A 12,504-nucleotide genomic window follows, 5' to 3' on the forward strand; every position below is an offset into this window, starting at 1 on the left:
GGCGTTAACGCTTGCCTCACGGTGTCTTATTTCATCGCACTATTAAAGGCACACGCCAGAAGGTACGGGCAATGTTAAAATTCATCTTTCGTCGCTGTCTGGAAGCGATTCCGACGCTATTTATTCTTATTACTATCTCTTTCTTCATGATGCGTCTTGCCCCGGGAAGCCCTTTTACCGGTGAACGTACGCTGCCGCCGGAAGTCATGGCGAATATTGAAGCAAAATACCATTTAAACGACCCCATCATGACTCAGTACTTCAATTACCTGAAGCAACTGGCGCACGGTGATTTCGGTCCTTCCTTTAAATATAAAGATTACTCGGTTAACGATCTGGTCGCTTCCAGCTTTCCGGTATCAGCCAAATTAGGCTTCGCCGCGTTTTTTCTGGCGGTTGTGCTTGGCGTGAGCGCCGGGGTTATTGCGGCTTTGAAGCAAAATACAAAATGGGATTTTGCCGTGATGGGGGTGGCAATGACCGGGGTCGTGATACCGAGTTTCGTGGTCGCGCCGTTACTGGTCATGATATTTGCTATCACCCTGCACTGGCTGCCGGGCGGCGGATGGAACGGCGGGGCGCTGCAATATATGATTTTGCCGATGGTCGCCCTGTCGTTGGCCTATATCGCCAGTATCGCGCGTATTACCCGTGGCTCTATGATCGAAGTTCTCCACTCTAACTTCATTCGTACCGCCCGGGCAAAAGGCTTACCGATGCGCCGCATTATTCTGCGCCACGCATTAAAGCCCGCGCTGCTGCCGGTGCTTTCCTATATGGGGCCCGCATTTGTCGGCATTATTACCGGCTCAATGGTTATCGAAACCATTTATGGCCTGCCGGGAATCGGTCAACTGTTCGTAAACGGCGCGCTGAACCGCGACTACTCGCTGGTCCTTAGTCTGACCATTCTGGTTGGCGCATTGACCATTCTGTTTAACGCGATTGTTGACGTGCTGTACGCCGTTATCGATCCGAAGATCCGTTACTAACGCTGGGGTTCGCCATGATGTTAAGTAAGAAAAACAACGAGGCGCTGGAAAACTTCAGTGAAAAGCTGGAAGTCGAGGGGCGCAGCCTCTGGCAGGACGCCCGCCGCCGCTTTATGCATAACCGCGCTGCCGTCGCCAGCCTGATTGTGCTGGTGATTATTGCGCTGTTTGTCACCATCGCGCCGATGGTATCGCAGTTTTCCTATTACGATACCGACTGGGGCATGATGTCCAGCGCGCCCGATATGGAGTCCGGGCACTACTTTGGTACCGACTCTTCCGGCCGCGACCTGCTGGTGCGGGTGGCGATTGGCGGGCGTATCTCATTAATGGTCGGCGTGGCTGCTGCGCTGGTGGCGGTGATTCTGGGGACGCTTTACGGGTCACTTTCCGGCTATCTGGGCGGCAAAGTGGATTCGGTAATGATGCGTCTGCTGGAAATCCTCAACTCCTTCCCGTTTATGTTCTTCGTCATCCTGCTGGTGACCTTTTTTGGTCAGAATATCCTGCTGATTTTCGTTGCCATCGGGATGGTCTCCTGGCTGGATATGGCGCGTATCGTTCGCGGCCAGACCCTGAGCCTGAAGCGTAAAGAGTTTATTGAAGCTGCGCAGGTTGGCGGTGTTTCAACGGGCAATATCGTTATCCGCCATATCGTGCCTAACGTGCTTGGCGTGGTTGTGGTGTATGCCTCACTGCTGGTGCCGAGCATGATTCTGTTCGAATCCTTCCTGAGCTTCCTCGGCCTGGGTACCCAGGAGCCGTTAAGCAGCTGGGGCGCGCTGCTCAGCGATGGCGCCAACTCTATGGAAGTTTCGCCGTGGCTACTGCTGTTTCCTGCCGGTTTCCTGGTGGTAACGCTGTTTTGTTTTAACTTTATCGGCGATGGCCTGCGTGATGCCCTCGACCCGAAAGACCGCTAAGGAGCGCCGACATGAGTACGATGGAAACGGCGAAAGCGCCGCAGGCAGCACAACAATCCGGACTGCTTCTGGATGTGAAAGATCTCCGCGTCACCTTTGGTACTCCCGATGGCGATGTGACTGCAGTCAACGATCTCAATTTTAATCTGCGGGCAGGGGAAACCTTAGGCATCGTGGGCGAGTCCGGTTCCGGTAAGTCGCAGACCGCGTTTGCGCTGATGGGCCTGCTGGCGGCGAACGGCCGCATCGGCGGTTCTGCGACCTTTAACGGTAAGCAGATCCTCAACCTTCCGGAGCGAGAACTGAATAAGCTACGCGCCGAGCAGATCTCAATGATTTTTCAGGACCCGATGACCTCGCTAAATCCGTATATGCGGGTAGGGGAGCAGCTTATGGAAGTCCTGATGCTGCATAAAGCGTTGGGCAAAGCCGAAGCCTTTGAAGAGTCGGTGAAAATGCTGGACGCGGTCAAAATGCCCGAAGCGCGCAAACGGATGAAAATGTATCCGCACGAATTTTCCGGCGGGATGCGCCAGCGCGTGATGATCGCGATGGCGCTGCTGTGCCGGCCTAAGCTGCTGATTGCCGATGAGCCGACAACGGCGCTGGACGTGACCGTACAGGCGCAAATCATGACGCTGCTTAATGAGCTCAAGCGCGAGTTCAATACGGCGATCATTATGATTACCCACGATCTCGGCGTCGTCGCCGGGATCTGCGATAAGGTGCTGGTGATGTACGCCGGGCGTACGATGGAATATGGCCAGGCGCGCGACGTCTTTTATCAACCATCGCACCCTTATTCTATCGGTCTGCTCAACGCGGTACCGCGGCTGGATGCGGAAGGCGATGCCCTGTTAACGATTCCAGGCAATCCGCCAAACCTGCTGCGTTTGCCGAAGGGGTGTCCATTCCAGCCGCGCTGCCCGCATGCGATGGAAATTTGCAATAGCGCTCCTCCTCTAGAGGAGTTTGCACCGGGCCGCCTGCGCGCCTGCTTTCAACCGGTGGGGGATTTGCTATGAACGCCGTAACGGAACAAAGAAAAGTCCTGCTCGAAATCGCCGATCTGAAAGTGCACTTTGATATTAAAGACGGTAAACAGTGGTTCTGGCAGCCTTCGAAAACGCTGAAAGCGGTGGATGGCGTAACGCTGCGTCTGTATGAAGGTGAAACTCTGGGCGTGGTCGGCGAGTCCGGATGCGGAAAATCGACCTTCGCGCGCGCGATCATTGGTCTGGTCAAAGCCACCGACGGTAAAGTCGCCTGGTTAGGTAAAGATTTGCTGGGAATGAAGGCCGACGAATGGCGTGACGTGCGCAGCGATATTCAGATGATCTTTCAGGATCCGCTGGCGTCGCTAAACCCGCGCATGACTATCGGGGAAATTATCGCCGAGCCGCTGCGTACCTATCATCCTAAAATGCCGCGTCAGGAAGTTCGCGATCGCGTTAAGGCGATGATGATGAAAGTGGGGCTGCTGCCGAACTTGATTAACCGCTACCCGCATGAATTTTCCGGCGGCCAGTGTCAGCGTATTGGTATTGCCCGCGCGCTAATTCTTGAGCCGAAGCTCATTATTTGCGATGAACCGGTTTCGGCGCTGGACGTGTCGATTCAGGCTCAGGTAGTGAATCTGCTGCAGCAGCTGCAGCGTGAAATGGGACTATCGCTGATTTTTATCGCCCACGATCTGGCGGTGGTGAAGCACATTTCTGATCGCGTACTGGTGATGTATCTCGGGCATGCCGTGGAACTGGGCACCTACGATGAGGTATACCATAATCCGCTGCATCCCTATACCAAAGCGCTGATGTCGGCGGTGCCGGTGCCGGACCCCGATAAAGAAAAGAATAAAACTATCCAGCTGCTGGAGGGGGAATTACCATCGCCGATTAACCCGCCGTCTGGATGCGTATTTCGCACGCGGTGCCCGATTGCCGGGCCGGAGTGCGCTAAGACGCGACCGGTGCTGGAGGGCAGTTTCCGACACGCGGTTTCCTGCCTGAAGGTAGACCCGTTATAATCTCTGGGGCTGACGTAAGTCAGCCCTTTTTTAGTGAGGTTAACGTGGCTTTTCATATTCATGCCGCTCGTCTGCGGCTGTATCATTTATTCTTTGATCAAAACCGACGCTCCGGCCGGCATTTTGAGGGATTTTGCGGTCTCTTCGCGCTGCTTAGCGTTCTGGTGATATTTATCGAGTCCGGATTGGGAACGCAATATCATCTGACGGTGGACGAATGGCATGTTTTTGTCTGGCTTGAGCTTATTGTTACTGTGGTTTTTACCTGCGAGTATATTCTGCGCATTATCAGCTGGCCGAATCCGCTAAAGTATATTTTTAGCTTTTGGGGAATTATTGACCTTGCCACTATATTACCGCTCTACGTAATGTGGCTATGGCCAGAGATCAGTATTGAGTACGTGTTCGCCTGGCGGGCCATGCGCGCGATACGCGCGCTGCGTATTCTTAAACTGCTGCGCTTTATGCCGTCGCTGAATATTTTCTGGACCGCCATCGTCAGCGCTCGCCACCAGCTGATCCTGTTCTACTCTTTTATTGCCATCGTGATGGTGATTTTTGGCGCCTTGATGTATCTGGTTGAGGGGCCGCGATATGGGTTTACTACGCTGAACGCGTCAGTTTATTGGGCGATTGTGACGATAACGACGGTGGGATATGGCGACATCACGCCGCATACGCCGCTCGGGCGAATTCTGGCGTCCATCCTTATCTTAATCGGCTACTCAATTATTGCGATTCCCACCGGCTTAATTACCACCCACATGAACACGGCCTTTCAGAATCGCCGTACTCAGCGCATATGTTCGAATTGTCAGCATACAAATCATGAAAAAGGCGCCCGCTACTGCAATGCCTGCGGCAGCGAACTGCCCGAATGAATAAAAAAGCCTGCCCTGGTTAAACCAGGCAGGCTTCTTCTGTATCGTTATTTACTTGAGAAAGAACTTATTCACGCCACAGAATATGGCAGAGCTTATGGTCTTTTTCACGGCACAGCAGCACGCGCGCAAAAATATCGTTAATCTCGCCGCCATCTTCATCGGCCAGGCCAATGACCACTTCCGCGAAGAAGTCAGGGTTGAGGTCAAAATCGACGTGCTCTTCCCAGTCAGGCGCCGGGTCAAAGAGCTCGGCGCCGCCGCGTTCTTCAAACTGCAGATTGAACAGAATGACATCTGCCGGGTCGAGGTTGTCCACGGCCAGCTCGAGGAAAATGTCGTAAGCCTGTTCAAGCGTTTCGTCTTCGGTCAGGCGATTATTTAAATCCATATCCATGATTGCTACCCATTAAACATCTGATTGGCACGTTTTACAGCAACGGACTGAAGAAGTAAAACAGTCGCTCGGCGATTCGCTGCCACAGCGGACGTTTTAGCCATAGCCTGGCGTCCAGCAGACGCGAGCGGGAGATATAATCATCCTGCACCGCGGCCAGATCGCTGCCAAATCCGGCATCGTCAATTACCAGCGTAATCTCGAAGTTCAGCCACAGGCTGCGCATGTCGAGGTTAACGGTGCCCACCAGGCTGAGCTCGCCGTCAACCAGCACGCTCTTGGTATGCAGCAGGCCGCCTTCAAACTGGTAGATCTTCACTCCGGCAGCCAGCAGCTCGGTAAAGAAGGCGCGGCTGGCCCAGCCCACCAGCAGAGAGTCGTTCTTGCGCGGCAGGATGATGCTGACATCGACGCCGCGCTGGGCGGCGGTGCAGATGGCATGCAGAAGATCGTCGCTGGGCACAAAGTAGGGGGTCGTCATGATCAAATGCTCTTTGGCCGCGTAGGCGGCAGTGAGCAGAGCCTGATGGATCAAATCTTCCGGAAAGCCCGGGCCCGAGGCGATAGTGTGAATCGTGTGCCCGCTGGCCTCTTCGAACGGCATAATGTTCGCGTCCGGCGGCGGAGGCAAAATACGTTTGCCGGTTTCAATCTCCCAGTCGCAGGAGTAGACAATGCCCATCGCTGTCGCTACCGGACCTTCCATTCGCGCCATCAGATCGATCCACTGGCCAACGCCGGAGTCCTGCTTAAAGAAACGCGGGTCGACCAGATTCATACTGCCGGTATAGGCAATATAGTTATCGATCATGACCATTTTACGATGCTGACGCAGATCCATACGGCGCAGGAAGACGCGCATCAGGTTGACCTTCAGGGCTTCGACGACATCAATGCCAGCATTACGCATCATGGCGGCCCAAGGGCTACGGAAAAAGGCCACGCTCCCGGCGGAGTCGAGCATCAGCCGACAATGTACGCCGCGTCTGGCCGCCGCCATTAATGATTCTGCGACCTGGTCGGCCATGCCGCCGGGCTGCCAGATATAGAACACCATCTCAATATTGTGACGAGCGAGCTGGATATCGCGGATGAGCGCCTGCATGACGTCATCGGATTCAGTGAGCAGCTGCAGCTGATTGCCTTTGACGCCGCCAATGCCCTGCCGACGTTCGCAGAGCTTGAACAAGGATTCCGCGACCGGACTATTCTCCTCGGCAAAGATATGCTTGCAGGCTTTGAGGTCTTTTAACCACTTGGCCGTTGAGGGCCACATGGCCCGCGCACGCTCGGCGCGGCGTTTACCCAGATGCAGTTCGCCAAACGAAAGATAGGCGATAATTCCTACCAGCGGAAGAATATAAATGACAAGCAGCCAGGCCATCGCTGACGGTACCGCGCGTCTTTTCATTAATATCCGTAATGTTACACCGGCGATAAGTAGCCAGTAACCGAGTATAACCAGCCAGTTCACCACCGTGTAAAAGGTTGTCATAGATGAAAAATCCTTTTGAATGACTTGATGACATGAGTTTACGCATCAACATCCATCTGGCAAATAAAAACGCAGCGAAAGCGTTGGTTAGCCAGATTCATCGGTCTATAATGCAGGCTGTTTTCACTCGTAGAGTAGTTGTAATGAAGCGTAGTAGAACGGAAGTAGGGCGCTGGCGCATGCTTCGGCAGGTGAGCCGCCGTAAAGCACGCTGGCTGGAAGGACAGTCGCGTCGTAATATGCGCATCCTCGCCATCAGAAAAGAGCTGGTTAAGCGGCAACGACACTCTCTGCTGTTCACCTTCTCTGAGTTTTGAGGGTCAAAACAAAAGGCACCGCTCGCGGTGCCTCTGTTTTTTGCCAACATTTGGTGCTTTAGAATACTTTTTTATACGGTTTTACAGATACTTTCTGATAAACCCCTGCGGCAATATACGGATCGTCATTGGCCCATGATTGTGCCGCTTCCAGTGATTCAAATTCCGCAATGACCGTTGAGCCGGTGAAGCCCGCCGCGCCGGGTTCATTACTGTCGACTGCAGGCATTGGGCCGGCGGTCAGTAAACGACCTTCATCATGTAATAATTGCAAACGCGCCAGGTGGGCGGGACGTACCGACGTCCGTTTTTCCAGAGAGTCGGCGATATCTTCAGCGTAGATAACGTAAAGCACGGCATGGCTCCTTATCAATAAATTGGCGAATCACGTTAAGTGAAACCGTCGTTGACTGCAATGCAAAGATGCTCACGATCCCCAGAATGCCACGTCCCGTCGGCTTTTTGTCAGAAATCAGGGCAAATTTTGATACAAGCCAACAACCCTAGTTGAATATGATTGCTATTTGCATTTAAAATCGGGGCATCATTTTTCAACAGAAACGACTATGAGCGCAATGACCTTTGATTTACCTCGCCGCTTTCCGTGGCCCACGCTACTGTCTGTGGTCATCCACGGCGGTGTTGTCGCGGCGCTGCTCTATACTTCGGTACATCAGGTAATTGAACGGCCGTCACCCTCACAGCCCATTGAGATTACTATGGTGGCCCCGGAAGATCTGGAACCGCCTCAGGCGGCTCAGCCGGTCGTTGAACCCGTTGTTGAGCCGGAACCTGAGCCGGAACCGGAGGTGATTCCTGAACCGCCAAAAGAGGCGCCGGTCGTTATCCATAAACCGAAACCTAAACCGAAGCCAAAGCCTAAACCGAAGCCGGAAAAAAAGGTTGAGCAACCGAAGCGTGATGTGAAACCGGCGGAAACGCGCCCGGCTTCGCCGTTTGAAAATACGAATACGGCGCCAGCGCGCACCGCGCCGAGCACCTCAACCGCGAACGCTAAACCGACCGTCACGGCGCCGACCGGACCGCGAGCGCTAAGCCGTGGGGAGCCGAGCTATCCGGCTCGTGCGCAGGCGCTGCGCATTGAAGGGAATGTTCGGGTTAAGTTCGACGTCACGGCGGACGGGCGCGTGGATAACGTGCAGATCCTCTCCGCCCAACCAGCCAATATGTTTGAGCGTGAAGTGAAAAACGCTTTACGTAAATGGCGTTATGAACCGGGTAAACCGGGGAACGGCATTACCATGACCATTCAGTTCCGCCTGAAAGGCGTACAAATCAGCTAATCTGCGTAAGCAAGGCCCCTTACGGGGCCTTATCCATGAACACGTCATCAAGCGCTTTCTGCGCCGTCACAAGATGTTGTCCGCCAAACAGAATCGCGCGATTCAGCAGCGTATAGAGCTGGTAGATGGGTTGCCTCTCGAGAAAGCCGGACGGCAGCGGCGAAACGGACTGATAGCCATCATAGATTTGCGGCGGCTGTTCCTGATGCAGTGGGAGCATTGCCAGATCGCATTCGCGATCGCCCCAGTAGCAGGCCGGGTCGAAAATATAGGGCCCGTTTGGACCGAGCGCGCAGTTACCGGACCATAAGTCACCGTGGAGCAGCGACGGCTGCGGCTGATGATTGCTCAATCGCTGCTGAATAATATCAACAAGACTATCGATATCGCCAAAATGCAGACCTTTCTCGGCGGCGAGCTCGAGCTGCCAGCCGATGCGCTGTTCGGCAAAGAACGTGGACCATCGACGCTGCCAGGCGTTCGGCTGGGGAGTGGTGGAAAGGTCATTGTCAAAATCCAGACCAAACTGCGGCTGATCGCTCCATTGATGCAAATTGGCGATTTGCTGGCCTAACAGGAAAGCGTTGTGCGCATCCAGCGGGCGAGGGGGGAGATATTCCATGACCAGAAAACTATAATCACGGTCGCTGCCTACGGCAAAAACCTGCGGTACATTCACGGTTTTACTTCGTGACAGCAGCTCAAGCTGGTCTGCCTCGGCCGTGAAGATGGGTAAAAGCTCACGTTCATCGCATTTTACGAAGTAATCTCGCCCGCCAAAGCGTAAATGCCAGGCGGCGTGGATCTCTCCACCGGGTAGCTCGTTTCGCAGTTCGATTTCAGCTGCTTCGGTATGCAAATCGCTTAACAAATTGCTGATAGCTTGCCACATGCCGTCTCTCCCCATGTCTTCCAACATTTCATAAGGTTAGCGCATAACCCCGGCGTAAAATTCGAACTGACGCACAACTGAACGTTTTCCGTTGCGTCAATCGCACTTATTGAGCTTCTATCCACTCGCTGAATGTTGACACGGTGACGTCAACGGCTCGTCCCAGCGCGGTTTCGGCTAAACCCGCGCTTAACGCTTTAACTTCATCGGCATTCTGTATGGAAAGCAGGCCGAAGGTATTGGTGCCGAGCTCGTGGACGTTCCCTTCATCATCGTTTAAGACAAGGGTAAATCCGGCGCGGGTGAGATGATTACTGAGTTCGTTAATTTCCGTTAACGTCTCTTCGTGAAAACGAACCGTGACGACCCAGGCGTTAATTTCGCTACTCATTTTTCACCCCATTGTTATCCATGGCATTTTTAGCATAGACCATCATGCTGATTTGGCGACTCCCTCCGTTTTGCCAGAGGGAGCGAAGGAGATTATAAACCGCGCAGATAATCGTAGATTTTTTGCGTATTTTCCAGCGAGCAAAGGCGGGTGCCCTGATTGATGGTGGCCGCGCTGCCCGCAGCGACGCCAAAGCGAACCATATCTTCAAGCGAGGCATTTTCCGCCAGCCTTAAGGTCATCGCACCAACCATGCTGTCACCGGCGCCGACAGTACTCTGGCTTTTCATCGGCGGCGGTACGACCTGAACACTACCATCGGCATCAACACCAAGCGCTCCCTGTGCTCCCAGGGAGACGACGACGCGCTGGACTTTACCGGAACGAATTAACTCTTGCGCGGCGAGCCGCACATCATCTGGCTGACTCAGATCCCGCTGGACCAGCGCACTTAACTCTTTCTGGTTCGGTTTAACCAGTTCAATATTGCCGACATCAAGCGCGGCGGCGAGGGCATCACCGGAACTATCGACAATACAGCGCAATCCATGCCGCTGCGCGTTTTTCACCAGCTGCGTCAGGTTCTCGACGCTGATGCCCGGCGGCAGACTTCCGCTAATTACCAGCAGCGAGCCGGGGGCGATAGTGAGCACTTTTTCCTCAATGAGCCGGAGCTCATCCGCAGTTAATGCGGCGCCAGGCATCACGAAACGATATTGCTCGCCGCTGGCGTTCACATGAACGTGAAGATTCTGCCGCGTCCAGTCATGAGTCTCTACCGTATCGACGGGAACGTGTTCATCCGTCAGCAGCGCCGTCAGGTGTTCGCCGGTTGCCCCACCGACGGGAAAGATAGCCGTGGCGCTGCCGCCAAGAAAAGTGATGGCGCGCGCAACGTTAATTCCGCCCCCGCCGGGTTCAAACACGGGAGCGCTACAGCGTAGCTTGCCTTCCGGGTAAATTTGCGGGGTCTGCGTGGCGCTGTCGAGCGAGGGGGCTAACGTGAGCGTATAGATTTTGGTCATCCAGTTTCCTCCATAATACGAGTTTAGCGGCTCTGGTTTTAAGCATGGCACTTAAAGGAGGGAAGGGGAAGCGACGCGTAGCTTATGCACCGGTACCCCTTTTATCTTTATGAAATAAAAATTGTTTTGAGAAGCTTCTTATACAAAAAACGAAAGAGTAATTGATTGCTAAGTTAATCGTGCTTTTTTATAATTTACTCCCTTTCTTAGGACCGGCTATTAGCGATCCTCGCGAAAGCTCCCGGGACCCTCCTGGTCTCCTTATAGGTTGTACGGACTTAAAATTAAATGAAGCTTTTGAAGACAGTACCCGCAGCGGTGATGCTGGCGGGAGGGCTCTTTGCGTCTGCGTGCGCAATGGCCGATGATTCCGTTTTTACTGTCATGGATGACCCTTCTTCTGCAAAAAAACCTTTCGAAGGTACTGTTAACGCCGGTTATCTGGCGCAGTCCGGCAATACGAAAAGTTCCTCAATGACCGCCGACTCAACGTTGACCTGGTATGGCGATACCACCGCATGGTCGCTGTGGGGGAATGCCAGCAATACGTCGTCGAACGATCAGCGCTCTTCGGAAAAGTACGCGGTGGGCGGACGTAGCCGTTATAACCTGACCGACCAGAATTATCTTTTTGGTCAGGCGAGCTGGCTGACGGATCGTTACAATGGTTATCAGCAGCGTGATGTGTTCACCGCGGGTTATGGTCGTCAGATCATGAACGGCCCGGTACACAGCCTGCGTTTTGAATTTGGTCCTGGTGTACGCTATGACGAGTATACCGATGGTGATAATGATACTCAGCCACTGGGCTACGCTTCCGGCACCTACGCCTGGCAGATGACCGATAACGCCAAATTTACCCAAGGCGTCTCGGTATTCGGCGCCGAAGATACGACGCTGAACTCTGAAAGTGCGTTAAACGTTGCGATTAACGCGCACTTTGCCCTCAAAGTAGCCTATAACCTGACGTGGAACTCTGAACCGCCGTCATCGGCGCCGGAGCATACCGATCGCCGCACCACGCTATCGCTCGGTTATAAAATGTAATCTTTTCAGGCCGGATATTCCGGCCTGATTGTTTTAAATTTAGCAATAAGTGGCATTATTATTTTTGGTCTCTTGTTTTGTTTTTTATAAAAAGAAATGGTCTCCATAATTTCTTCATGATCGCTATTTTGCTGACAAATATGTAGTTAATTTGACACGAAAAGATAAATATTGGGTCGGACAAAAATGTGATCTGGATCTATACTGTTCACCACAGGCGGAGATAACGAATCCGTTCTATTATCTGAAACAAATAAGAGAATGACTATCATGAAAAATAGTAAAATCGCACTCGCGGCCGCGATGCTGTGCACGTTGTCTTTTGGCGCATTTGCCGCCGCTCCCGCACCGCAGCCGGGTATTCACGATCGTACGCAAGTGGGCATAGCCAAAGCGACCGATGTCGAAGCGGGCTCTAATATTGCACCGGGCTCCCAATCAACCGGACAGTCAATGAACGACGCGTTTGATGTTCATAAACTTGTCGCCGGCGAATGGTCCTGATATTTAAACGCCATTCATAATTTCTCTTTTATTATTTCGTCAAGCAGTAAACCGGGTAATGTTGTACCGGTTTCGCTTTACGCGTTTGGTGTAAAATCTTCATAATTTATGTGAAATCATAAATATTCTTTATGCGTCATATCGCGCTGTCGCCGTTTCTTCCGATCTATCGCTGAAGCAATTATGCAACGTTTGTTACACCTCCCCCTTTTTTTTCCATCAACAATAACCATTTAGTCTTATGTGACTTTTATCACGCACTAATGATGTGTAAACTAACCCTCGGTGTTATCAACAGGCGGCTGCAGGT

General features: G+C 53.0%; 15 protein-coding genes. 9 read left to right on the forward strand and 6 right to left on the reverse strand.

Annotation, left to right across the window (positions count from 1 at the left end):
• Positions 1-71: 71 nt before the first annotated feature.
• Genes oppB through K7H21_RS11490 form a run of 5 tightly spaced genes read left to right on the forward strand, consistent with a single transcriptional unit; the run spans position 72 to position 4,822 of the window.
• Positions 72-992, forward strand: coding sequence for an oligopeptide ABC transporter permease OppB (gene oppB, locus K7H21_RS11470; RefSeq protein WP_004121700.1), 921 nt, complete (start codon positions 72-74; stop codon positions 990-992).
• A gap of 14 nt (positions 993-1,006) precedes the next feature.
• Complete coding sequence (oppC, locus tag K7H21_RS11475) at positions 1,007-1,915, forward strand: oligopeptide ABC transporter permease OppC (protein ID WP_004121697.1); 909 nt, start codon at positions 1,007-1,009, stop codon at positions 1,913-1,915.
• Between the two features lie 11 nt (positions 1,916-1,926).
• On the forward strand, positions 1,927-2,940 hold the full coding sequence (gene oppD / locus K7H21_RS11480) for an ABC transporter ATP-binding protein (protein WP_004121695.1): 1,014 nt from the start codon (positions 1,927-1,929) through the stop codon (positions 2,938-2,940).
• Positions 2,937-3,941: a murein tripeptide/oligopeptide ABC transporter ATP-binding protein OppF gene (gene oppF, locus K7H21_RS11485; RefSeq protein WP_004121693.1), complete on the forward strand. Its 1,005-nt coding sequence runs from the start codon at positions 2,937-2,939 to the stop codon at positions 3,939-3,941. The genes oppD and oppF overlap by 4 nt, the downstream gene beginning before the upstream one ends.
• A gap of 44 nt (positions 3,942-3,985) precedes the next feature.
• Positions 3,986-4,822, forward strand: coding sequence for an ion transporter (locus K7H21_RS11490; RefSeq protein ID WP_223035785.1), 837 nt, complete (start codon positions 3,986-3,988; stop codon positions 4,820-4,822).
• 67 nt (positions 4,823-4,889) lie between these two features.
• Here the strand turns inward: K7H21_RS11490 and K7H21_RS11495 are convergent, their stop codons facing one another.
• The gene (locus K7H21_RS11495; RefSeq protein ID WP_004103097.1) at positions 4,890-5,219 is read right to left on the reverse strand and encodes an HI1450 family dsDNA-mimic protein; all 330 of its coding nucleotides are present in this window, start codon (positions 5,217-5,219) and stop codon (positions 4,890-4,892) included.
• Between the two features lie 34 nt (positions 5,220-5,253).
• A complete protein-coding gene (gene cls, locus K7H21_RS11500; RefSeq protein WP_004121688.1) occupies positions 5,254-6,714 on the reverse strand; it encodes a cardiolipin synthase in 1,461 nt (486 codons plus the stop codon).
• A gap of 143 nt (positions 6,715-6,857) precedes the next feature.
• Between cls and K7H21_RS11505 the strand changes: the two genes are divergently transcribed.
• Positions 6,858-7,031, forward strand: coding sequence for a YciY family protein (locus K7H21_RS11505; protein ID WP_004121687.1), 174 nt, complete (start codon positions 6,858-6,860; stop codon positions 7,029-7,031).
• A gap of 58 nt (positions 7,032-7,089) precedes the next feature.
• Here K7H21_RS11505 and K7H21_RS11510 read toward each other — a convergent pair whose 3' ends face one another.
• The gene (locus K7H21_RS11510; RefSeq protein WP_004103089.1) at positions 7,090-7,386 is read right to left on the reverse strand and encodes a YciI family protein; all 297 of its coding nucleotides are present in this window, start codon (positions 7,384-7,386) and stop codon (positions 7,090-7,092) included.
• A gap of 220 nt (positions 7,387-7,606) precedes the next feature.
• Between K7H21_RS11510 and tonB the strand changes: the two genes are divergently transcribed.
• A complete protein-coding gene (tonB, locus tag K7H21_RS11515; RefSeq protein WP_004121685.1) occupies positions 7,607-8,335 on the forward strand; it encodes a TonB system transport protein TonB in 729 nt (242 codons plus the stop codon).
• Between the two features lie 19 nt (positions 8,336-8,354).
• Here tonB and K7H21_RS11520 read toward each other — a convergent pair whose 3' ends face one another.
• From K7H21_RS11520 to pfkB, 3 genes are all read right to left on the reverse strand, one after another.
• On the reverse strand, positions 8,355-9,227 hold the full coding sequence (locus tag K7H21_RS11520) for a fructosamine kinase family protein (protein WP_223035786.1): 873 nt from the start codon (positions 9,225-9,227) through the stop codon (positions 8,355-8,357).
• A gap of 106 nt (positions 9,228-9,333) precedes the next feature.
• On the reverse strand, positions 9,334-9,618 hold the full coding sequence (ghoS, locus tag K7H21_RS11525; RefSeq protein ID WP_004121679.1) for a type V toxin-antitoxin system endoribonuclease antitoxin GhoS: 285 nt from the start codon (positions 9,616-9,618) through the stop codon (positions 9,334-9,336).
• 92 nt (positions 9,619-9,710) lie between these two features.
• The gene (gene pfkB / locus K7H21_RS11530) at positions 9,711-10,643 is read right to left on the reverse strand and encodes a 6-phosphofructokinase II (protein ID WP_004121677.1); all 933 of its coding nucleotides are present in this window, start codon (positions 10,641-10,643) and stop codon (positions 9,711-9,713) included.
• Positions 10,644-10,931: 288 nt separating this feature from the next.
• Between pfkB and K7H21_RS11535 the strand changes: the two genes are divergently transcribed.
• Entirely contained in the window at positions 10,932-11,690 is a 759-nt protein-coding gene (locus tag K7H21_RS11535; protein ID WP_004121674.1) for a DUF481 domain-containing protein, read from the forward strand.
• A 270-nt stretch (positions 11,691-11,960) separates the two neighbouring features.
• On the forward strand, positions 11,961-12,194 hold the full coding sequence (locus K7H21_RS11540) for a hypothetical protein (RefSeq protein ID WP_223035787.1): 234 nt from the start codon (positions 11,961-11,963) through the stop codon (positions 12,192-12,194).
• The last annotated feature ends 310 nt before the right edge of the window (positions 12,195-12,504 follow it).

Origin of the sequence: Klebsiella sp. CTHL.F3a, assembly GCF_019890895.1 — a bacterium.
GTDB lineage: Bacteria > Pseudomonadota > Gammaproteobacteria > Enterobacterales > Enterobacteriaceae > Klebsiella > Klebsiella grimontii.